The organism is Undibacterium sp. SXout20W, from assembly GCF_049340285.1.
GTDB lineage: Bacteria > Pseudomonadota > Gammaproteobacteria > Burkholderiales > Burkholderiaceae_D > Undibacterium.
The window spans coordinates 64787-86552 of sequence record NZ_JBMPPH010000004.1 but is presented as its reverse complement, the minus strand read 5'-3'; the positions used below and the strand labels follow the sequence as shown (position 1 = coordinate 86552).

Sequence of the window (21766 nt, the reverse complement as noted above, 5' to 3'; positions counted from 1 at the left end):
AAGTTAAAGGGTCAGTTTTCGTCGACATTTTCAGTCTACCTTGCCGTTTTACATCTGCGATAACATGCGGATAGCTACATTTTGAGGGTGAAGCAGAGTAAAATTCGGTTAAAAAAATAGGATGTAAATTGAAAACGAAATCTGCCATTACTGAATCTACAACACTCGTCTCCAGAGGAAAAGTCACTCTGGAGATGGTGGCGCAGGAAGCCGGTGTATCGCCCAGCACGGTTTCACGCATATTGAACGGTACCGCGATTGTCAGCGAAGACAAAAAAAACGCTGTCGATCAGGCCATTTCTAAATTGGGATTTGTTCCCAATCCTGTCGCCCGCGGTCTCGCTGGCGGTCGTACGATGAGTATTGGCGTTATTACGCAAGCCATCGACTCACCATTTTATGGGGCCGCATTACGCGGTATCGAAGAAACCTTTGAACCCTTGGGCTACAGCTCGCTGTTTGTCAGTGGTCACTGGAATGCCGCAACCGAAATGCGTTGTCTCGATGTGCTCAAGTCACGCTACGTTGACGGCGTTATTATCCTGACCGGCCGATTGCCCGATGAAACCTTATCAAAACTGGCTCAAACCATACCGGTCGTCGTGACCGGGCGAAATATGAAATCGGCAGGATTATTTTCACTTAATTTTGATAACAAACAGGGTGGTGAAATGGCTACCCAACATCTGATTCAGCTAGGCCATCGGAAAATTGCGTTTATCAGCGGTAGCCCCGAACATCCGGATTCTGTTGAACGTTTCAATGGCTATAAATCTGCATTGGAAGCTGCCAATATTCCATTCGATCCCAAACTCGTGATTCAAGGTGAATATCACGAGGTCAGCGGCTTGCTTGCAGTTGAACACTTGCTCGATACAAACCAGCAATTTACCGCTATTTTCGCCGCGAATGATCAGATGGCGATTGGTGCATCGTTAGGTTTAAACCGTCGTTCATTACGCGTACCAGAAGACGTCTCAGTGATAGGATTTGATGATCTGCCAGCATCTTTGTATGGCATTCCACCGCTCTCTACCATCCATCAACCAGCGTATGAACTCGGCCAGTTAGCGGCGACGGCCATGTTACAACTCTTGGCCGGTAAAAAACCCACTGCCATTGTTCCAAAGCCACAATTAATTGTGCGTGAATCAAGCCGCCGCATGCGCAGGTAAGAGCTAAGAAGCACAGTTTAGCGCATGCTCCTCTTGAAGGATGCAACCCGCCAACCCTATTCATGCGCGATGACCACGCGAATTCAACTCACCCTGCGCCTCATTGATCCGTAAAAAATTACGCATTCCATTCCATTCCTTCCCATTTTATTTAATCGCGATAAACGTCGCTTCAAAATAACTTTTACTCAACTATTCAACCACCTCTGTCGCATAAAGCGACTGCAAAAACAGTTTGCATGAATAATTCTGAGGAAAGTGTTGACACTCACTGCCTGAATTCATAAAATCAACCAATGAAAGCGCTTTCAAAGATCAAAAAGGCTTCAAACTGTAACGAGAACTTGCGTAATATCCTCATAAGAAAATAGGGTTGCCAGGATTGAAGATATCAGCTCCTGGCACCGCCAGGCTCTGAGATCATTGCGTTAAGTACTATAAAAAAGGGGCGCATAAAAATGACAATCCCCATTTATACCGGAGACAAGATGCAGGTAAACAAGCAATCGCACATTCAGCGCGGTGCGACCTGGCGTAAAACACGCCGTTTGTTGTGGGGCAGTTCTGTCGCCCTGTTGGTAGGCACATCCTTAAACACGGCTTTAAGCACCTCTGTGCACGCAACGACCACGCTCACGGTGGCCGCGTTTCCATCTGTCGATGCCATCGTTCGTGCCGCGATTCCTGAATGGAAAAAGATTCATCCGGATATCGACATCAATGTCATCAGTCGTCAGATCGTTGATCACCATTCCGCCATGACGACAGCGCTATCAACGAGCTCACATTTACCGGATGTCATGGCATTGGAGGTCGGCTACCTGGGACGCTTCTCGCAAGGGGGCGGTCTGGAAAATCTGGCCGCGCCACAATATGGCATTCGTCATTACCAATCGCTCTATGTCCCGTACGCCATCGCACAAGCGACGAGCAAAACTGGTGCGATCTACGCGGCCCCTTCTGACATCGGCCCTGGCACGCTTCTGTACCGCACTGACTTGCTCACTCGCGCTGGCGTGACGGAAAACGATCTCAATACGTCGTGGGATAGTTTTATCGATGCGGGTATCAAAATTAAAAAAACGACCGGTGCCTATTTGGTATCGAACGTCCAGGACATCACTGACATCATCATTCGCACCGGCGTTAAGCCCGGTGAGGGACTTTACTTCGATTCACAATCACACGTATTAGTTAAATCTGACAGATTTGTCAGAGCATTTCAGTTGGCAAAGAAAGTACGCCTCAATAAATTGGATGCCAAGACTACACAATGGTCTTCAGAGTGGTCGGAAAGTTTTAAGCGTGGGACGTTGGCGACACAGATGTCTGGCGCCTGGTTAGCTGGTCACCTCAGCAACTGGTTAGCCCCCAACACCAGCGGTTTGTGGCGTGCCGCGCAACTACCAGAACATAGCTGGGCGGGCTTTGGTGGCAGTTTTTTTTCCATCCCAAAAGGTATTGCTGAACAACAGAAACAAGACGCCTGGAAACTCATTCAATTTCTGACACTGAATCCGCAAATGCAAATTGCCGCCTTCAAGGATCAAAATGCATTTCCTGCCCTGCTTTCGACGTTTAACGATGCATTTTTTGATCAACCGATTGCATTTCTTGGTGGTCAGCAGGCACGAGTGATGTGGCGTGAGGCCACGTCACACATTCAGGCAGTAACCGTGCATAAACAAGACAAATTTGCCCAAGAAGTCATTAACACCGAACTCGACAAAGTGCTGGACCACGGCAAAGATATCAACGTTGCGCTAGATGACGCTTATCGCTTACTGGAAAAGAGAGCCTTTCGATGAACCACGCCTATCCAACTGCACATCGTCGCTTCAGGTTGACCGTATCTAAACGCTACGCACCGTATATTTTTCTGGTGCCGTTTGTTGGTTTGTTTATCGTTTTCGGCTTGTTTCCGATGCTGTTTTCGCTGTTTCTCGCCTTCCAAAGTTGGGAGCCCACCGCGGGTCTGACATCGATGCAATACGTCGGTTTCAGTAACTTCAGTTTTGCGTTAGCAGACGAATGGTTTTGGAAATCGTTCAAAAATACCTTGTGGCTCACATTGGCCTCAGGAATCCCTCAACATCTGATTGCAATCCCGTTGGCATGCTTTATCAATGCCGCGTTTAAGCGAGCACGTAATCTGGTGGTCGGCGTGTACTTTGTACCGTACATCACATCAACCGTCGCGATAGCGATCATGTTCGGTACGCTATTTTCTACTGATTATGGACTGATCAATCAGGGGCTTGAACAGCTTGCCTCTTTACCGGGAATAGGCCATATTTTTCCACAAGAACACATAGATTGGATCAATAATCCCGAACACCTTAAACCAGCGATCGCCATGATTGTGTTCTGGCGTTATGTGGGCTTTAACGTAGTGCTCTATTTGGCCGCATTGCAGGCGATTCCTGTTGATATTTATGAAGCGGCCACCATGGATGGTGCGGGACGTCTGCAGCAATTCTGGTATATCACACTCCCTAGTTTGCGTCCGATGATTTTCTTTGGCGTCACGCTGTCGCTGATCGGCGGTCTGCAATTATTTGAAGAGCCCTTCATTCTCACCAACGGCAACGGCGGTTCAGATCAGGCGGGTATGACGAGCGCCATTTACCTGTACCGGATGGCATTTGATTTCAATGATTTTGGTGCTGCCAGTGCGATGTCGTGGATTTTGTTGGTCATCATTGCAGGACTGACTTATCTGACCAACCGTGTTTTCCGTGAACGCAGTACGTCAAAAGAGGAAAACTAAATCCATGAACAATCTTAAAACCACACAATTCCTGGCGAATGCGTTGGTCGCTGTCGGTGCGGTCGTCATGTTAACGCCGTTTTACTTCATGTTTGTGTTTGCCACGCACTCACGGACAGATATTTTCAGTTTGCCACCGCCTGTGTTTTTTGGTAAAGATTTTTTACTGAACTTGCATATCATTCTCGAGCACATTCCTTTCTGGCGTAATCTGGGTTGGAGTTTGTATGTCGCCTTATTGTCGACCTTTTTGACCTTGATTTTTTGTTCTATGGGCGGCTACGCGTTTGCGATGTTCCGTTTTCGCTGGAAGAATCAATTGTTTGGATTGGTCATGGGTACGATGTTATTGCCGTCGTTCATGAACATGATTCCCACCTTCATGATCATGGATGCGTTGGGCTGGATTGACCAACCACGCGCTCTGTATATCCCGGGGGCAGCCAGTGCATTTGGGATTTTTTTGATGCGCCAATTTGTCTCGACGTCGATCCCAAAAGATTTGATCGAAGCTGCACGTATGGATGGTTGCTCAGAAATCGGCATCTACCTGCGCATCGTTTTACCGCTGCTTAAACCGGCAATGGGCACTCTGGGGCTCATCACCTTTATTGCATCGTGGAATAATTTTATCAGTCCATTGATCGTCATGCGCTCCGCCGACATGGCGACCTTACCACTGGCACTACGCAGTTTGCAAAGCCCGGTCAATACGGAATGGGGGGCACTCATGGCGGGTTCAGCGATTGCCACTATACCGTTGTTGATCCTTTTTATTATCTCGTCCAAGCAATTGATATCCGGACTTACGGCCGGCGCTGTCAAATGATGGACTGTACTTTTCAACACCTATTTTAATCAAGCTATGTCGACTCAATCTTTGCTTAAACCGTCCGCCAGTATCACTAAGAGCCAATTTCCCAAAGATTTTATTTGGGGTGTGGCGACCAGTGCCTTTCAAATTGAAGGTGCGGCCACGCTGGATGGCAAAGGGCCTTCTATCTGGGATGAATTTTGCCAGCTTCCCGGCGTCATTTCCGATAACAGCAACGGCGACATTGCTTGCGATCATTATCATCGTTATGAAAATGATCTCGACCTGATTCAATCGTTGCATGTGAATGCCTACCGCTTTTCAATTTCGTGGCCACGGGTGCGCCCAACAGGTTCGGGGGAATGGAATGAAGCCGGTCTGGCATTTTATGATCGCTTAATTAATGGTTTGATACAGCGCGGTATCAAACCTTACCTGACGCTAAACCATTGGGATTTACCCGCAGCGTTGCAACATCAGGGCGGATGGGCCAACCGTGAAACTGTTTATCGCTTTGTTGAATATGCGCAAGGTATTCACGCACGTTTTGGTGATCGAGTCGCCTCAATCGCTACGCATAACGAGCCATGGGTGGTTGCCACACTCGGACATGAACAAGGCATCTTTGCACCGGGCATTAAAGACCGGGCAATCGCGGCACAAACGTCGCACCATCTACTTCTTAGCCACGGCATGGCCTTGCGTGCATTGCGTGCAGAAGGCGCCACCTGCCAACTCGGTATCGTTCTCAATCTGGCACCAATGCACGCCGCAACCAATAGCCTCGCTGACCTGGCAAAAACGCAATTAGAAGATGGCAAGCTGTTGCGTTGGTACATGGATCCCCTGTTTAAGAAATCCTATCCCAACGATGTCTGGGCTGATCTGGGCGTCGATGCGCCGATCGTACACGACGGCGACCTTGACATTATTGCGACGCCGATGGATTTTTTAGGTATTAACTATTACTCCCGTACGATCGTCAGCGCAGGCGAGCCTTGGGATGCCAAAAGCAACGGCAAAGCGGTGTCTGATATGGGGTGGGAAATCTATCCCGAAGGACTCACAGAACTTTTACTGCGCGTCCACAATGACTACAATGTCCCGCCCCTCTTTGTCACCGAAAATGGCGGCGCCTTTAAAGACCAGATCAACGATGATGGTCGCGTGCATGATGTCGAACGAACCGATTATATCGAACGCCATATTGCCGCCATGTATGCAGCGATGCAACAGGGCGTCAAAATGGGCGGCTATATGGTCTGGAGTTTCTTGGACAATTTTGAATGGGCGTCCGGTTATGAAAAACGTTTCGGTATCGTTCACGTCAATTACGAAACGCAATCGCGCACCTTGAAAGATAGCGCATTGTGGTATCAAGATTTTCTGCAGCACACCACTACGGATGGGAAGTGATATGGGTCAAGTTCAGTTAACAGCAATTCGCAAAAGCTACGCAAACAACGATGTCATCAAAGGGATCGACATTGCTGTTGAGGATGGGGAATTCATGGTGTTTGTCGGTCCATCCGGCTGCGGAAAATCAACCACATTGAGGATGATCGCAGGACTAGAGTCGATTAGCGGCGGCGATTTGCTGATTGACGGATTACGCGCAAATGATACCAATCCAGCCGATCGTGGGGCGGCAATGGTGTTCCAAAGTTACGCGCTTTATCCTCACATGACGGTCAGAGAAAACATGGGGTTTTCTCTTAAGATGGCTGGTGTAAAACGCACTCAACGTGACGAACAGGTCAACCATGCTGCCAGTATTTTAAAAATTACGGAGCTGCTCGATCGCTACCCAAAAGAGCTCTCTGGTGGCCAACGACAACGCGTTGCCATCGGACGCGCCATCGTCAGAAAGCCTAAAGTTTTTTTATTTGACGAACCTCTTTCCAATCTGGATGCCGCTCTGAGGGTGGATATGCGCATCGAATTATCCCGCCTTCACAAAGAACTTGGGACAACGATGATTTACGTGACCCACGATCAAGTTGAAGCAATGACCATGGGCGACCGAATCGCCATTTTCAATGGCGGTTTGATTGAACAAATCGGCCGTCCTATGGATATTTACCGACGCCCGGCAAATAAGTTTGTTGCACACTTTTTAGGTTCACCAACGATCAATTTCGTCAATCGGCCAGATCAAAGCAAAACACAGCAGGTGCATTTCCTGTGGCAACAATTAAACTGCACCAACCCTGCCGCGGCGAGCGTTGGTGTACGACCAGAACACATTCGCTTAGCGTCTGCGCAAGAAGGCGTTCCCGCCGAAGTGTTGCTAGTGGAGTATCTGGGTGACGCCATGATTGTCCACGTCAAACTTCAGGGTGGCGAAGAATTATTCAAAATAAAACAAAGTGATTCACAAGTGCAGCTCGCCGCCGGTGACGTTGTAGGACTGCAATTTAATCACGACTACGTGCTTGCTTTTGATGCAAAAGGGACTTTGATTAGTCGCCTCTGAGTGCGTCTGGTTTATTCACAAAAACCCGCTTTACACTGATTGGCAGATCATGTTTTTGCCAATCAGTGAACGTCTTTCTCTGAATTCAGCCTTGCAGTTCACGTCGGTCAAATTTCAAACCACCTTCATCACCCTTATCAGCATCCTGTCATGCGTAAATGACCGTTTATCTCATTGATCTCGTATTGCCTTTTATCGTGGATTACAGTGACATCACTCCAACCCGAACTCGAAAGGAAATATCATGAAACTCAGTGCTAATATGGATGCCGTCGTCATCGCTACTATCGCTTTAGTGATGTTGAGCAATCTGGTGCGTTTATTCACAAATTGAGACCGACATGTTGACGTTTATTATCTGGATGGGTTTGTTTATATTTTGCTGGCCACTGGCTTTAATGGCAATCGTACTTTATCCATTGATATGGCTGCTGTTATTGCCGTTGCGCCTGGCTGGCATCGCTGTCGAAGGTGTGTTTGAATTACTGCGTGCGGTCGTCATGCTGCCAGCAAGGCTGGTGAATAGATTGCTGTAAAACGATCGAAAGTCTAGCTAGCGATCGTTGCAAAAGTATTACAGCAAGTTGATGCACCTTGCGTGCCATCAATGGGCATGATTAAAAACATCATGCAGTTCTTCAAAGCGGTCTTCCAGCTCGTCATTCCCGAGGCCAAGAAAATCACAAGCGGACTGTCCGCCTTTGTCCCACTCGGCGAGGGTCTCTTCGCCGTGGTATTTATGAATACTATATTCGGCAACCAAGGCCAAAGCAATTAATGAACGTACCGTTTCTGAGGTTGCACCATCGCTGAGTATATCGTAATCATGATGCAATAAAATCGCGGTCGAGACTTCTTCAGGCAAACCCCAGGTGCGTGCCATCAACGCACCGATCGAGGTATGACTCGTGCTGTGGCGTTGCTCTTCGATCAAGGTGAAGTTATTTTCAAACTCTTGATGGGCGAGATCCAATGTTTTTTGATAGCCGGCAAATTTTTCGAGCAATAAAGGAATACCAATATCACAAAACAAACCAAAGGTATGCGCCATATCGGTGGAACATACCCGCATGTGCGTTGCCAGATGTGCCATGGCTTGCGCACGTTTTGAAGAAAAATCCCAGAATTTGACCAATGAAACTTTGCTTACCTGCACCGATTGGCGAGCAATAATTCCGGTCATTAGTAATCCGCATTGACGCATGCCCAGCAAATGCACCGCGTGCTCTACTGAACTGGCCTTCAACCGCAAGCCAAAAAATGGAGAATTCGTCAACTTCAAGAGCGACGCTGCCAACGCCACGTCATTGGCGATCGTCGCTGCGAGGCGTCGTGGATCTGGTTCTTTGCAGGCTAATTCTGTCTGCACGTCAATTAACATGCTTGGGCGTGGCGGTATCCGGATTGTTTTGATCAACGCGTCAACAGACTGATCATTCGCAACAGATGGATTACTCGGAGGTGTCATGTTAAAACAGTGAAAAAGTCATTTTCGGCATACCGTATTTTAACGTACTCATTGCTTTTAAGAAATTTTTCTATCAGCAAAAAGTTCTACTCTACTGTACATGAGAGCTAGGCTAGCAGGGATGACTGACTAGCTTAGCCAAGTGGTCATTCAATTAACATTACACCCAAGATAGCACGACTTTATTTAACTGGAATGACCGTACTGTGATCAACTGCCACGGCTGTTACGCTATTTTTGGGCGATCCTTCAATCACTTTATCCGAATAGGTGAGATAAACCAACGCATTGCGTTTCTGATCAACCATCCGCACGATACGGAGTTTTTTGAACATAATCGACAAACTTTCATTGAACACTTCTTCTTCCTGTTTCAATGGCCCCGTAAAACTGATCGGTCCAACCTGACGGCATGCAATTGACGCTTCGGATTTATCCTCAGCCAAACCCAAACCACCAGAGATACCACCGGTTTTGGCACGGGAGACATAACAAGTAATCCCATTCACTTTCGGATCGTCATACGCTTCAACGACGATCTTATGGTCCGGCCCGAACAATTTAAAAACCGTATTGACACTACCCACATTTTCAGCGTGTGCTAAACCTGTGCTAGCAACCAGCAAGGACCCCATCAAGCTTAATGCGCGAACTGTTGATTTCATATTTATCACCATTCTTTCGTTATTTGTCATATCCGGATGCTTGGATCTCTTCCAGTGCCTGCGATTAGGCAAACTGGGTTGAACCCTTTTTTGTCCGATGTTACTTGCTTACGATGTACCTTATTTACGATGTACCTTATTTACGATGTTACTTATTTAAGCGCGAATGACGCTTGCTATAGGCAAAATAAATTCCAATCGCCACAAACATCCAAATAAAGAAGACCTTGTATGTTGTAGCAGATAAATCTTTCAAAATATATAAGCACGCAAAGATACTCAACGCCGGTATCAAATAAGGCCCAAATGGTACACGGAAGCCATCACTGTCACGGCCGATGCCTTTGTGGCGAATCACTGGAATCGCCGATGACACGACGATAAAGGCCACCAAGGTGCCCATGCTGACCATGTCCCACAAAAAGGTGGAATCAACCAATCCAGCAACGATCGCAACGGCGATACAAACCAATACCGTATTCACAACTGGTGCTCTGGTACGCGGATGAACCACTTGAAACGACGATGGGATGAGACCATCTTTGCTTATCGCGTACAAGATCCGGCTTTGTCCATAAATGGTCACCAAGGTCACGCTGAATACGGAAATTACGGCACCTGCCGACAAAATCAAAGCAGGCCACGCCTTGCCAGTGACCGTTTGCAAAATGACAGCCAGCCCCGCTTCCTGACCTTGAAATTGGCTTGCTGGTTGCGCTCCTACGGCAGCGACGGCAACCAGCATATAAAACACCGTTACCACAATTAACGCCGCCATAATGCCCAGCGGTACATTTCGCTTAGGATCTTTGACTTCTGCGCCTGCAGTGGCCACCGTATCCAGTCCTATGAACGAGAAAAATACAGTGCCAGCAGCAGAAGTCACACCTGCCATCCCAGCCATCCCTTTACTATTGTCCGTATTAAAAAATGGGGTGAAGTGCTCGATGTTAAAACCAGAGAAAGCAATCACACAAAAAAATATTAAAATTGCCAATTTAATCATCACCATGATCGCATTCACCGTCGCAGACTCCTTGGCGCCACGAAGCAGTAAAAAGCAGCAAAGCCCAACCAGCGCCACAGGGGGTAAATTGAATTGTCCGGGGTGCACTTCGACGCCATTTGGCCCCGATACAATCATCGGCGAGCGTAGCATTTCTGGAATTTTCCAGCCCATCGCATTTTGCAGGAAATTATTCAGATAATCCGACCAGCCGATCGCGGTCGCACTAGCGGCCAACCCATACTCGAGCAATAAGCAAGCAGCCACGACAAACGCAGCAAACTCGCCAACGGTCGCATACGCAAATGAGTACGAGGACCCCGAAGCGGGAATCCGCGCTGCCAGTTCTGAATAACACAAGGCCGTCAATCCGGCGGTCATCGCTGCAATTAGAAACGATAAAATGACGGAAGGTCCCGCTTTAGGAACAGCCTCGACCATCGTAAAGAAGATACCCGTTCCTATCGTCGCACCGACACCAATCATGGTGAGGGAAAAAATGCCCAAGGAGCGATGTAAACTGTTTTGCTGTTGATCTTCGGAAATAATGTCATGCGCCTCGACCGCTTTGGTGCGTGTCAATTGCTGTAGTAATGATGATTGTCTCAAAATCTATCCTTATTCTTATGTTCAACTCTGATGTTCAACTCTGATGTTCAAATGAATCTGCGCTGGCATACTCGCTGGCATACTATGTACTACTAATGAACGCAGAATATACGTAACAATTTCATAGAACCGACAAAAATTCAGTCTGGTGCTTGCTGCTTGCTGCTTGCCGCTTGCTGTTAGTTGCTTACTGCACTGACTTCGCCTCAGTCCGGAGTATTTCATTCGCATGACACGAAAACCGCAATCATAGCGGTAAATTTCGCCAACTTGAGTACGGGTAGGTTTTTTTTGCTCACTTTCCCTTTCCATGCACGCCAGATACACCTGGAAAACGACAAACATTTCCAACAAAGAAATTCTTTTTTAAAAATTATTGCTATTTTATTTACGCTCCATCGCCGTGCTGTGCTAGTGCCCATTTGACATGCTCTTGCACCATTTCCGACGGATGCGCTAGTCTGCTTCGTAAAGCCGCGACGATTTCAGCATCCCCGCGCATGCTACTAGCAGCATTGCCCAACCCGACTGCCATATTGCGCAGCCAACGTTCATGCCCGATACGCCGGATTGGACTTCCTTCCAACATACGCAAAAACTGTTCTTCACTCCAAAGCAATAAATGCACCATGCGCGCATGGTCAAGACCATTTCTAACGGCAAAATCATCGACTACCGCAGGTTCGGCAAATTTGTTCCATGGGCAAAATAACTGACAGTCATCACAACCATACACACGGTTACCGATTAAAGGGCGCAGTTCCACCGGAATACTGCCGTGTAACTCGATCGTCAAATATGAAACGCAACGACGGGCATCGACCTGATAGGGTGCAACAATCGCTTTGGTCGGGCAGACATCCATGCAAGATTGACACTGGCCACAATGGTCCCCCACAGGTTCGTCCACTGGTAACGGAATATCGACCAAAATCTCACCCAAAAAAAACATCGAACCGGCTTCGCGACTCAATAGCAAGCTATGCTTGCCGCGCCATCCTAAGCCTGATTTTTCAGCTAGCGCTACTTCCATGACCGGGGCTGAATCAGTAAACACCCGATAACCAAACTCGCCAATGTCGGTGTTGATTTTCTCTGCCAGTTGCTGCAAGCGCGTCCTCAATACCTTGTGATAATCGCGGCCGCGTGCATAGATGGAAATAACGGCGGTGTCCGGCGCGTGCTGTTTTTCGATCGCGCGCCACGCTGCCGACGACGGCAAATAATTCATACGCGCTGAAATAACACGCACTGTACCCGGGACTAATTCAGCGGGACGGCTGCGTTTTGTCCCGTGGCTCGCCATATACGCCATTTCACCATGATAACCAGCCTCTAGCCACTGCTGTAATTGACCTTCAGCCTGACTCAGATCAGTATCAGCAATACGAATTTCAGCAAAGCCCAGGTCTTTACCCCATTGTTTAATTTTCGCTGATAAATCAGCTAATGCTTGTTCGTTCAGATTCACGCAGAATACTCCGGTGAATACACAAGGGCTGGGCAATATGCTATGTTTAGCGAATTCATGAATAGGATTCAGGCTGGAAATGTCACATTATAAAACTACACTACACGATGAAGCTGCTACCCAGGCATTAGGTAAATGCCTTGCGCATACGCTGACTCCCGGAATGTGCATTTTTTTACACGGCGATCTTGGCGCAGGCAAAACCTCGCTCACACGTGCCATGATTCATGCGGCTGGCCATGCAGGTACGGTCAAAAGTCCGACGTATACACTGGCTGAGCCGTATGCGGTCCAGATCAAGGGCGTCGCAACAACGATCATGCATTTTGACCTATATCGGATGATCAGTGCAGAAGAATTTCTGGAGGCAGGATTCAGGGAAGAATTTAACGAACGCACTATTTGTATCATCGAATGGCCAGAAAAAGCGGATGGACTGCTGCCAGAGCCAGATTTACATGTATTTTTACGCGTTTCGGGTGAAGGTCGTGAGGTAGAATTACAAGCGTTGTCCGCCAAAGGTATCGCATGTCTCGCATCACTCCAATTTGTCCCGAATCTATAAGCGCTGAAATCAGCACAGATCACCCACAGCGCGGCGGTTTGAAATCCGCCCAAAAACGTCGCACCCTGCTCAAAGCCGGGGGAACGTTGCTCCTTTCAGTGCTGGTCCCACACACCGCACAGGCGGCAAAAATTTTGGCCGTACGGGTGTGGCCAGCCGACGACTACACGCGCGTCACTCTGGAAAATGACACTGAACTTACGACGAATTATTTTACGGTCAAAAATCCAGAACGTCTGGTGGTTGATATTGAAGGGCTGGAACTTAACCCAACACTCAAAGAGCTGGTTGCAAAAATTCAAGCCAATGACCCGTATATCAAGCAAGTCAGGGTCGGTCAGAATAAACCAAACGTAGTACGGCTGGTATTCGACTTAAAGGAAGAAGTCAGTCCGCAGGTATTTACCCTGCAACCAGTCGGTAATTATAAACATCGACTCGTGTTTGACTTGTATCCCGCCACCGCACCGGATCCCATCATGGCAATGATCGAGAAAGGTGAATGGCAAAGCCCTGGAAAACAGACGCAAGTGGCGCCAACGACACCGATCATCCCCGCGCCAGCCACCAATATACCAACACCTGGTGCATCGACCACGATCGCCCGCGGTGACACAAAAGCTGACACGAAAGTTGACACCAAAGCTGATTCAAAACCTGATGTAAAAATTGATGCAAAAATGGACGGCAAAGCGGAAGCAAAAGCAGATGCCAAGCCCGAAAGCAAATCTGAGATACCATTCTTTGACAAACCAATCAGCAATGGTCGCATGATTACAATTGCGATCGACCCCGGGCATGGCGGTGAAGATCCTGGAGCTACTGGCCGCGGCGGCAACCGCGAAAAAGACGTTGTACTGTCCATCGCAAAGCGCTTAAAAGCGAAAATTGAACAACAACCCAATATGCGCGTGATGTTGACACGGGACGCTGATTTCTTTGTACCACTCAACGTCAGGGTGCAAAAAGCACGTGCAGTTCAAGCAGACTTATTTATGTCAGTACACGCTGATGCCTTTGTAAATGCTTCGGCACAAGGATCATCGGTATTTGTGTTATCTGATAAAGGCGCCAGCTCCGCAGCCGCGCGCTGGCTCGCAGACAATGAGAATGCCGCTGATCTGATCGGCGGGGTTAATATTAAATCGCATGACAAGCAACTTGCGAGCGTCCTTCTCGACTTATCGACCACAGCGCAGATCAATGACAGCCTCAAACTTGGCAAAGTCGTTTTATCTGAAATTAGCGGTATCAACAAGCTCCATAAGGGAGCCGTTGAACAAGCCGGGTTTGCAGTATTAAAAGCACCCGATATTCCGAGTATTTTGATAGAAACCGCCTTTATCTCCAATCCGCAAGAAGAAGCAAAACTGACTGATGAAGCGTATCAGGATCAGATGGCGGAAGCTGTGATGAAGGGCATTAAAAAATACTTCGCCCGTAATCCGCCTTTGGCGAAAAGCCGATTTACCTAGACGGCCATAGCAGCCATAAAATAATGCAGCGCGAAAAAATCATGTAACTTTAGCGCCTGTCTTACTTTCGCGCCTGTTTTACTTTTGCCCCTTTTTTGCTCTATCGTTGAATTCTGTCGTTGAATTCTATCGTTGAATAAGAATCACAAGCGACGTCAGCAGCGATCCAACGTCTGACACGCCGAGCGAACCATCGCTGCCACGGCTCAGGCAACCACCACAGGTAATTCGCTGGTTGAATGAGCATACCGCAGCGATAATGATGCTGCTCCCCCTCCCATACCAGGGCGCGGCAACTGCCCTTTCGTTGCCACAAAAAAATTAACGCCACGGGACAAGGTTCAGCGGCGCAGCACACTCCGCATCCATTGCACGGCTGCCCTACGTCCGGCTTACCTGGTGCCGTCGGGCGTAACCAGATTACTGTTGAAGATGACTGTCTATTTTTCAATATTAATCCAATGAAAACACAAAATAATCTCGCCTCGATCAGTGAAGCATAGGCTGAGTAACCAAGCGATTAAATCCAATCCACCGTCGTTTAGTCATTTCTTTTTTGCCTAGTTTGATCTGACTTGTGAGTCTCATTTTTTATAAACATATTGCGGCAATATTGCCAGGCAACATGATCCTTCAAACATTGTACTTAACTAACCAATAAAAGCTTGCCACTCGTGCATGTTTCATTCAATGAATACAACGACTATTTTAAAAATATAGTGTCATTTTTGAAATCGCTTTCAAAAAGCAATATTTTTCATAAAAATTAAAAATCACCCGGCGAGCTAATCTTAGTCGTAATTTAGGTACATGTTTCCACAAAAAAACATCCTGAATAATTTCATCATTTACCAATGAAATATAGAGATTTTATGAAAGATCCATATTCATAATCCTGACCTTCGCTCGCCGCTTCCAACGCATATTTCTTGACATGAATATTTGATTCCAATATATTCGTTTATGAAAGCGCTTTCATTAGACTTTCCCACTTTAACTAAAAAATTATTTGACCACTTTGAGGCCATTGAGCAACGGATTGGTTAAGGAGACATACAATGAATTTGTTTCATCGATTAGCCCGACTCGGCCTGATAACGTATACGGGGATTGCGCTGGTGGCCTGCGGCGGCGGGACCAATACGGTCACGCCAAATATTCCAGCAGCAACGCTTAGCAGCATTGCGATTACGACTCCAACAACCAACAACAGCCTGTCTATGCAGGCGGGGCACCAAACCACACTCGCGGTTACTGCGACCTACAGTGACGGTACAAGCAAAGCGGATACCGGTGTTGCGTATGCGTTAAGTAATGTCAGCCCGGCTGGCGCTGTGACGATCAACGGCGCTCAGGTTAGCGCTGTTGCAGCAGGTAGCGCGACGGTGATCGCTACAGATACGGCTACTAGTACTAAATCATCTGCCTATGTCATTACCGTTACGCATCCTGCCGTGACGCTGACCTCTATTGCCATCACAACCCCCGCAACAGGTCCATTGAATTTGGCCTACGGCAGCACATCAACTTTGGTAACGTCATCGACCGATAGTACCAATACAGTTGCCGTCGACACGGCAGTCACTTACACATTAAGCAATGTCAGCCCTGCTGGTTGCGTAACCGTCTCTGGTGCAGTTTTAACTGGTGTTTGCACAGGATCCGCGACAGTGGTTGCCAATGATGCCGCAGCAAGTTTGACCTCAGCGCCCTTGACCGTGAACGTGTTGGCTTCCCCCGTCAAATCAATTGCGATTACGACACCGGCCACAGGTCCACTGGCTTTAACAGTCGGTCAGACTTCAACTCTTGCAGTGACATCAACGCATACAGACAATAGCTCTGGCGCTGACACAGCCGTCACTTATGCGTTGAGCAATGTTTCTCCAAGTGGCGCCGTCACCATTTCTGGCGCAACTGTTACCGCGGTGGCAGGTGGTACTGCTCAAGTGATTGCAACTGACACGGGAACAGGTTTAAATTCAGCACCGCTAACCATTAACGTCGCTGCAGCACCAGTAACAGCAGCCGTGTTCCAAAATAATTATGCGTCCGGCGTCACATTTACTGGTTTTGACGGTGCCAACAGTACACCTGTCATGACCGTTGATACCAGCACCACAAATCCAGCGAACAGCCTGACTGCTTCTCTGAAAATTGTTGTACCAGCCAGCAATGTCGACGGTTACGTTGGTGGCATGTTGATTGCTGCAAAACCACAGAATCTGAGCGCATTTAATGCCTTAACATTCTGGGCAAAAACAAGTGGCCCGACAACGACCTCGTTTAAAGTTGGTATCGGTCAAGACGGTAGCGCGACGAGCAGTGCCTTCCAAGCAGAAGTTATCGGATTTTCAATCACTTCAACATGGAAAAAATTCATCATTCCACTGCCAAACCCTGCGCAATTCAGCGCTAACAGCGGTTTATTTTATTTCGCTGATGGTGACAATAATTACACCGTCTGGCTCAACAATATTCAATATGAAACACTGAGCCCAGCGCCTGTCGCAACGTCTGCAGTTGGCACTTTCGCACCGGTTTCCGTCGCAGTCGGAGGAACGTCAACATCGATGTCTTCTGCTAACGGTTCTGCACCAAATACCGTTGGATTTAGCGGTTTGCCAAGCGGTTTTGAAAATAACGTGGGTTGGGGTTGGTACACTTTAACTTCAAGCAACCCAGCAGTTGCCACGGTTGACAAAACAGGTTTGATTACTGGCGTGTCAGCAGGTAACAGCACGATCACGGCAAAACTCGGATCACTCTCTGTAGCAGGCTCGACAGCCGTTACCGTAACAGCAGCACCTGCAGTCACTGCACCGACGGTTGCAGCACCTGCACCAAGCCACCCAGTATTATTTTCAATCTTAACGCAGAGCAGTGCTGATATTGCTGGCACAAATCTCTGTCCAAACTGGGGTCAGGCTACGCAGTGTACTTTGACAACAGTTGGTGGTGTTGAAACTGAAGGCTATACCGCGTTGAACTACGAGGGTATCGCTTTGGCGGCTAACACAAACGTCACTACGGCGACTCGCATTCACATCGATGTATGGACGCCTAACGTCACTAGCCTTGGTTTGAATTTGATCTCACCAGGTCCAGTACAAACGCAAGTGAACATCCCATTGACTTTGGCGACCACGACAACAGCAGGTTGGAACAGCATCGATATTCCGTTAAGTAGCTTTACCGGTGTTGATATGAAAAATGTTTTCCAATTAATGTTGGTCGGTGTTACACCTGCTAGCGGTGGAACAGTCTACGTTCAAAACATTTACTTCTGGTAAAAGTCGCAATGAGCTAAACGCATGCTGATGAGGAAAAACTTCAACAGCATGCGCATCGCCAAACAATCGATTGACAAAAAAAGACTGTAGATCATTACAGTCTTTTTTTTCAAACCATGCTCATATCAGCGATCAAGTATCAAGTAAAAACAAGGCCATCGTAAAGTTTCAATAGGTAAGTAAGAAATGCTCGCCATCAATCAAACTTGCGAGCAGTAATTACAAAGTCTCAACTGCATTCTCATTCTTAATTAAACTTAACTCCAAGACATGTCATATCCTCATTTACTGGCTGATATCGGTGGCACCAACGCCAGATTCGCTATAGAAACGGCACATGGAAAATGTGAGACAATCGCCGTTTTACAATGCTCGGAATATCCGACAATTTCAGCCGCCATACGCACTTATTTAACGAGTGCTCCTCCCATCCTGGCAGGCGCACAAATAATTCAAAAAGCAGGCATTGCGATCGCTAATCCGGTGCATGGTGATTTGATAAAAATGACAAATCACGATTGGTCGTTCTCGATCAGCGCAGTACAAGCCGAATTCAATTTGTCGACGTTACTGGTAATGAATGATTTCAATGCCTTGGCCATGGCCCTACCGCATTTAGATGAACATCAAAAATACCAATGCGGCCAAGGCGAACCGCAGCATCAAAGTGTCATTGGCTTATTAGGCGCCGGAACCGGCTTGGGTGTCTCTGGCCTAATTCATACAAACAATGGCTGGGTAGCACTTGAAAGCGAAGGTGGACACGCATCATTTTCACCCGCAAACCGCAGAGAAATTGCGATATTGGAATATGCGCTTGAACAATATGCGCACGTTTCGATGGAACGACTACTTTCTGGCGCAGGCTTGCGATTGATCTACAACGCTCTTGCAAGCTTAAGAAATGTCGCATTTGATGACCTTGAACCGCCCGACATTATGGCGCGCGGGCTCTCAAATCAATGTCCGCTATGCCGCGAAGTACTCAATACGTTTTGTGAAATCTTGGGTACCGCAGCGAGCAACCTTGCGCTCACTTTGGGAACCAAGGGCGGTATCTATATTGGTGGCGGAATTGTTCCCCGCCTTGGGGATTTTTTTATTGAATCACCTTTCCGTCAACGCTTCGAACAAAAGGGTCGATTTAGCAGCTACCTTCAAGAAATTCCAACGTTTGTGATTACCGATCCCTATCCTGCATTTATCGGTGTTTCCGCCTTATTGACGCCGGAAAGCTATATGAAAGCCAAGCAACGTGGCTAGGACACATCGAAGGTGGTGACAGATCACCGCCTTTATTTATGACGACGATGCGTTTAAGGTGATGGTTTATTTTTTTCTGACTGCGCCTGTTTTTTTACACCTTCTGCCAGATAATCAATCAGCGCATTGGGCACTGTGAGCGACAATTGGTAGTGCGCAATTTTAAAACCTTCGGCCGTCTGCCTGACTACCCCTGATGCCTGGCAAATCCCCATTTTGGTCTGTAATTGCTCATCAAACCACAGTACGCTTTGGTCTTCGGTCATCGCAATATGTCTATTGATGACGGTAAATGCCCAAGCGCCAGGCCTTGAGAAGGCTGGCTTCGCCCAGATTTTGAATTCATCGCGAGTCCAGCGCTCGGATTGATCGGTGCCGATATACACCGCATCAGCGGTCATCTTGTCAAAATAAGCAAGCCGCGCATGCGCCGCATCGTCGTGCCAGCCGTCAATAAATTGATTCAGTTTTTGTATCGTCTCAGTTTGACTATTGGCAGCGTTAGCAAGGTCGGCAGCGTCGGCAACTTCGGTAACAACGGCCGGAACAAAAACCAATGAAGAAAGTAGCAAGAAGATGCGGCACAGTTTATTCATAGATATATCCCATGGGGCAAACGAATTCCTTATGAATCCTTTACAAATCCGTTATAAGTGGCAGGTAATGGCCGTCCGAGCAATCTTAGGGTTCAAGTCAAAAAAACCAGAACCTTGGACTCACTCCAGATCTGCCAACATTTTGACGTGGGCAATCACACTTCGTCCTAAGGCGGACAGATTGTACCCTCCCTCAAGACAACTCACTATACGTCCCTGCGAATACGACTTCGCCACGTTCATGATCTCACGGGTCATCCAGGCATAATCCGCTTCCACCAAGCCCAGCTGCCCCATATCATCTTCGCGGTGCGCATCGAAACCGGCCGAAATAAAAATCATCTCTGGTTTGAATTCCCGCAACGCCGGCAGCCACTTTTCAGTGACCAATTCGCGGATAACATTGCCATAGCTATGCGCAGGAACCGGCACATTGACCATATTTTCCGATGGTTGCTCTGCACCGCTGTACGGATAGTAAGGATGCTGAAAGAAGCTCACCATTAATACACGTTGATCGTGATTAAAAATCTCTTCTGTACCGTTACCGTGATGGACATCAAAATCAACAATTGCCACGCGTTGCAAACCACGTACTTCTAAGGCATGCTTGGCTGCCACAGCGACATTGTTAAACATGCAAAAACCCATTGCTTCTTTGCTGGTCGCGTGGTGACCCGGCGGACGGATCGCACAAAATGCATTCTCGATTTCGGCGTTAATGACTGCATCGGTTGCCGCAATAGCAGCACCTGCCGCTCGTAAAGAAGCACGCCACGTGTAGGCATTTAAGGACGTATCTGCATCTAAAGGAAAATGCTCATAGTCAGAGCGTTCCGAAGGGCAGTTTTCGCGGATACGATAAATAGCGTCAGAGGTATGTACCCGGGCGAGGTCCGACTCGAGCGCCAAAGGGGCTTCACGATAGTCAAGCAAGGTATTGATACGACTCGCGATCAATTGATCTTCAATCGCTTGCAAACGATCAGGGGACTCTGGGTGCCAAGCGCCCATTTCATGGCGTTTGCAGTCTGGGTGTGAATAATACGCGGTTGTCATGTCTCAAATTTTTATTAATTTTAATAAGTTTCCGCCTATTTGCACGCTTTTGCAAATCGGCGTGGCTGTTCATCTTGGATTACAACACAAGTCAACAAATCGGTTTACACTATGATTTGATTTTTAAATGAAGGAAAAGCATGTTTGCCAAAATGCATCAGGTTGCCAGACAAGTCAATAATGTCATCATTGGCAAAGAACTGCAGATTCGACAGGCTTTAGTCTGCTTGCTCGCTGGTGGGCATTTATTGATCGAAGATTTGCCAGGCGTCGGCAAAACCACGTTGGCGCATGCCTTGGCTATTTCCCTGGGTCTGAAATTTAATCGATTACAATTTACAAGCGATTTGTTGCCTGCCGATGTGGTCGGGATTTCCATTTTTGATCGTGAAAAAAATCAATTCATATTCCATCCTGGCCCGGTCTTTACGCAAGTATTGCTGGCCGATGAGATTAATCGGGCAACGCCTAAGACGCAGTCTTCTTTGCTTGAAGCCATGGAAGAACGACAAGTTTCCGTCGAGGGACAAACACGCCCCCTGCCTTCGCCATTCTTTGTGATTGCAACGCAAAATCCCGCGCATCAGGTGGGAACCTTTGCATTGCCTGAATCACAACTTGATCGATTTCTGATGTGTTTGTCACTGGGCTATCCGGATGCGGCAGCTGAACGGGCATTACTTTTGGGCGAAGACCGTCGTAGCTTATTAGCAAGTTTGCCAGCAGTTATGCAAGCCGAGGAATTGGTTCAGGCGCAGCAACAACTCAAAAAAATCCATACCTCAGGCCCATTAATCGACTATGTACAATCTCTTGCCAGCGCGACCCGTCAAGGCGATTTGTTCGCTGAAGGCATGAGCCCACGCGCGTCCATCGCTCTGTTGCAGGCAGCGCGGGCGTGGGCGGCGCTTGAAGGGCGCGATCATGTCCTGCCAGAAGACGTACAGGCGGTGATCATTCCGGTCATTGCGCATCGCCTCAGGCCACTTAAATCCGTCACCGGAAAAATCAATATGAGTAGCGAATTGCTCGCCGAATTAATGAAACGTGTACCAGTTTAA

The 21766-nt window shown here is 47.7% G+C and carries 19 protein-coding genes; 12 read left to right on the top strand and 7 right to left on the bottom strand.

Features of this window, described 5'->3' with window-relative positions:
- The first annotated feature begins 128 nt into the window (after window positions 1-128).
- From ACO0K1_RS03895 to ACO0K1_RS03865, 7 genes are all read left to right on the top strand, one after another.
- On the top strand, window positions 129-1175 hold the full coding sequence (locus ACO0K1_RS03895; RefSeq protein WP_423022892.1) for a LacI family DNA-binding transcriptional regulator: 1047 nt from the start codon (window positions 129-131) through the stop codon (window positions 1173-1175).
- Between the two features lie 458 nt (window positions 1176-1633).
- Window positions 1634-2983 carry an ABC transporter substrate-binding protein gene (locus tag ACO0K1_RS03890; RefSeq protein WP_423022890.1) on the top strand — a complete coding sequence of 450 codons (1350 nt, stop codon included), beginning with the start codon at window positions 1634-1636 and terminating at the stop codon, window positions 2981-2983.
- Window positions 2980-3945: a carbohydrate ABC transporter permease gene (locus ACO0K1_RS03885; protein ID WP_423022888.1), complete on the top strand. Its 966-nt coding sequence runs from the start codon at window positions 2980-2982 to the stop codon at window positions 3943-3945. The genes ACO0K1_RS03890 and ACO0K1_RS03885 overlap by 4 nt, the downstream gene beginning before the upstream one ends.
- 4 nt (window positions 3946-3949) lie before the next feature.
- Window positions 3950-4774: a carbohydrate ABC transporter permease gene (locus ACO0K1_RS03880; protein WP_423022886.1), complete on the top strand. Its 825-nt coding sequence runs from the start codon at window positions 3950-3952 to the stop codon at window positions 4772-4774.
- Window positions 4775-4810: 36 nt separating this feature from the next.
- Complete coding sequence (locus tag ACO0K1_RS03875) at window positions 4811-6175, top strand: GH1 family beta-glucosidase (RefSeq protein WP_423022884.1); 1365 nt, start codon at window positions 4811-4813, stop codon at window positions 6173-6175.
- 1 nt (window position 6176) lies between these two features.
- A complete protein-coding gene (locus ACO0K1_RS03870) occupies window positions 6177-7235 on the top strand; it encodes an ABC transporter ATP-binding protein (RefSeq protein ID WP_423022882.1) in 1059 nt (352 codons plus the stop codon).
- Between the two features lie 341 nt (window positions 7236-7576).
- A complete protein-coding gene (locus tag ACO0K1_RS03865; protein WP_423022880.1) occupies window positions 7577-7771 on the top strand; it encodes a hypothetical protein in 195 nt (64 codons plus the stop codon).
- 68 nt (window positions 7772-7839) lie between these two features.
- Here the strand turns inward: ACO0K1_RS03865 and ACO0K1_RS03860 are convergent, their stop codons facing one another.
- The 4 genes from ACO0K1_RS03860 to queG form a co-directional block, all read right to left on the bottom strand.
- On the bottom strand, window positions 7840-8703 hold the full coding sequence (locus tag ACO0K1_RS03860; RefSeq protein WP_423022878.1) for an HDOD domain-containing protein: 864 nt from the start codon (window positions 8701-8703) through the stop codon (window positions 7840-7842).
- A 182-nt stretch (window positions 8704-8885) separates the two neighbouring features.
- Window positions 8886-9338 carry a CreA family protein gene (locus ACO0K1_RS03855; protein WP_423023087.1) on the bottom strand — a complete coding sequence of 151 codons (453 nt, stop codon included), beginning with the start codon at window positions 9336-9338 and terminating at the stop codon, window positions 8886-8888.
- A 178-nt stretch (window positions 9339-9516) separates the two neighbouring features.
- Window positions 9517-10983, bottom strand: a complete 1467-nt coding sequence (locus ACO0K1_RS03850; protein ID WP_423022876.1) for an APC family permease — start codon at window positions 10981-10983, stop codon at window positions 9517-9519.
- 388 nt (window positions 10984-11371) lie between these two features.
- Window positions 11372-12454: a tRNA epoxyqueuosine(34) reductase QueG gene (queG, locus tag ACO0K1_RS03845; protein WP_423022874.1), complete on the bottom strand. Its 1083-nt coding sequence runs from the start codon at window positions 12452-12454 to the stop codon at window positions 11372-11374.
- 79 nt (window positions 12455-12533) lie between these two features.
- Between queG and tsaE the strand changes: the two genes are divergently transcribed.
- On the top strand, window positions 12534-13019 hold the full coding sequence (gene tsaE / locus ACO0K1_RS03840; protein ID WP_423022872.1) for a tRNA (adenosine(37)-N6)-threonylcarbamoyltransferase complex ATPase subunit type 1 TsaE: 486 nt from the start codon (window positions 12534-12536) through the stop codon (window positions 13017-13019).
- Complete coding sequence (locus ACO0K1_RS03835) at window positions 12983-14494, top strand: N-acetylmuramoyl-L-alanine amidase (RefSeq protein WP_423022870.1); 1512 nt, start codon at window positions 12983-12985, stop codon at window positions 14492-14494. The genes tsaE and ACO0K1_RS03835 overlap by 37 nt, the downstream gene beginning before the upstream one ends.
- Window positions 14495-14594: 100 nt before the next feature.
- Here the strand turns inward: ACO0K1_RS03835 and ACO0K1_RS03830 are convergent, their stop codons facing one another.
- A complete protein-coding gene (locus ACO0K1_RS03830) occupies window positions 14595-14945 on the bottom strand; it encodes a hypothetical protein (protein ID WP_423022868.1) in 351 nt (116 codons plus the stop codon).
- A gap of 607 nt (window positions 14946-15552) precedes the next feature.
- Between ACO0K1_RS03830 and ACO0K1_RS03825 the strand changes: the two genes are divergently transcribed.
- Window positions 15553-17787: a beta strand repeat-containing protein gene (locus ACO0K1_RS03825; protein ID WP_423022866.1), complete on the top strand. Its 2235-nt coding sequence runs from the start codon at window positions 15553-15555 to the stop codon at window positions 17785-17787.
- Window positions 17788-18057: 270 nt separating this feature from the next.
- The gene (locus ACO0K1_RS03820; protein WP_423022864.1) at window positions 18058-19050 is read left to right on the top strand and encodes a glucokinase; all 993 of its coding nucleotides are present in this window, start codon (window positions 18058-18060) and stop codon (window positions 19048-19050) included.
- A gap of 53 nt (window positions 19051-19103) precedes the next feature.
- Here the strand turns inward: ACO0K1_RS03820 and ACO0K1_RS03815 are convergent, their stop codons facing one another.
- Together ACO0K1_RS03815 and ACO0K1_RS03810 are read right to left on the bottom strand one after the other, a co-directional pair.
- Window positions 19104-19646, bottom strand: a complete 543-nt coding sequence (locus ACO0K1_RS03815) for a nuclear transport factor 2 family protein (protein WP_423022862.1) — start codon at window positions 19644-19646, stop codon at window positions 19104-19106.
- A 120-nt stretch (window positions 19647-19766) separates the two neighbouring features.
- On the bottom strand, window positions 19767-20705 hold the full coding sequence (locus ACO0K1_RS03810) for a histone deacetylase family protein (protein WP_423022860.1): 939 nt from the start codon (window positions 20703-20705) through the stop codon (window positions 19767-19769).
- Window positions 20706-20845: 140 nt separating this feature from the next.
- Here ACO0K1_RS03810 and ACO0K1_RS03805 point away from each other — a divergent pair, with 140 nt between their 5' ends.
- Complete coding sequence (locus tag ACO0K1_RS03805; RefSeq protein WP_423022858.1) at window positions 20846-21766, top strand: AAA family ATPase; 921 nt, start codon at window positions 20846-20848, stop codon at window positions 21764-21766.

Coding starts and splice junctions, on each gene's coding strand:
- ACO0K1_RS03865 (WP_423022880.1), top strand. CDS start 7,577: ATGTTGACGTTTATTATCTGGATGGGTTTGTTTATATTTTGCTGGCCA.
- ACO0K1_RS03880 (WP_423022886.1), top strand. CDS start 3,950: ATGAACAATCTTAAAACCACACAATTCCTGGCGAATGCGTTGGTCGCT.
- ACO0K1_RS03805 (WP_423022858.1), top strand. CDS start 20,846: ATGTTTGCCAAAATGCATCAGGTTGCCAGACAAGTCAATAATGTCATC.
- ACO0K1_RS03860 (WP_423022878.1), bottom strand. CDS start 8,703: ATGACACCTCCGAGTAATCCATCTGTTGCGAATGATCAGTCTGTTGAC.
- ACO0K1_RS03870 (WP_423022882.1), top strand. CDS start 6,177: ATGGGTCAAGTTCAGTTAACAGCAATTCGCAAAAGCTACGCAAACAAC.
- ACO0K1_RS03815 (WP_423022862.1), bottom strand. CDS start 19,646: ATGAATAAACTGTGCCGCATCTTCTTGCTACTTTCTTCATTGGTTTTT.
- ACO0K1_RS03825 (WP_423022866.1), top strand. CDS start 15,553: ATGAATTTGTTTCATCGATTAGCCCGACTCGGCCTGATAACGTATACG.
- ACO0K1_RS03855 (WP_423023087.1), bottom strand. CDS start 9,338: ATGGGGTCCTTGCTGGTTGCTAGCACAGGTTTAGCACACGCTGAAAAT.
- tsaE (WP_423022872.1), top strand. CDS start 12,534: ATGTCACATTATAAAACTACACTACACGATGAAGCTGCTACCCAGGCA.
- ACO0K1_RS03885 (WP_423022888.1), top strand. CDS start 2,980: ATGAACCACGCCTATCCAACTGCACATCGTCGCTTCAGGTTGACCGTA.
- ACO0K1_RS03810 (WP_423022860.1), bottom strand. CDS start 20,705: ATGACAACCGCGTATTATTCACACCCAGACTGCAAACGCCATGAAATG.
- ACO0K1_RS03835 (WP_423022870.1), top strand. CDS start 12,983: ATGTCTCGCATCACTCCAATTTGTCCCGAATCTATAAGCGCTGAAATC.
- ACO0K1_RS03820 (WP_423022864.1), top strand. CDS start 18,058: ATGTCATATCCTCATTTACTGGCTGATATCGGTGGCACCAACGCCAGA.
- ACO0K1_RS03890 (WP_423022890.1), top strand. CDS start 1,634: ATGACAATCCCCATTTATACCGGAGACAAGATGCAGGTAAACAAGCAA.
- ACO0K1_RS03875 (WP_423022884.1), top strand. CDS start 4,811: ATGTCGACTCAATCTTTGCTTAAACCGTCCGCCAGTATCACTAAGAGC.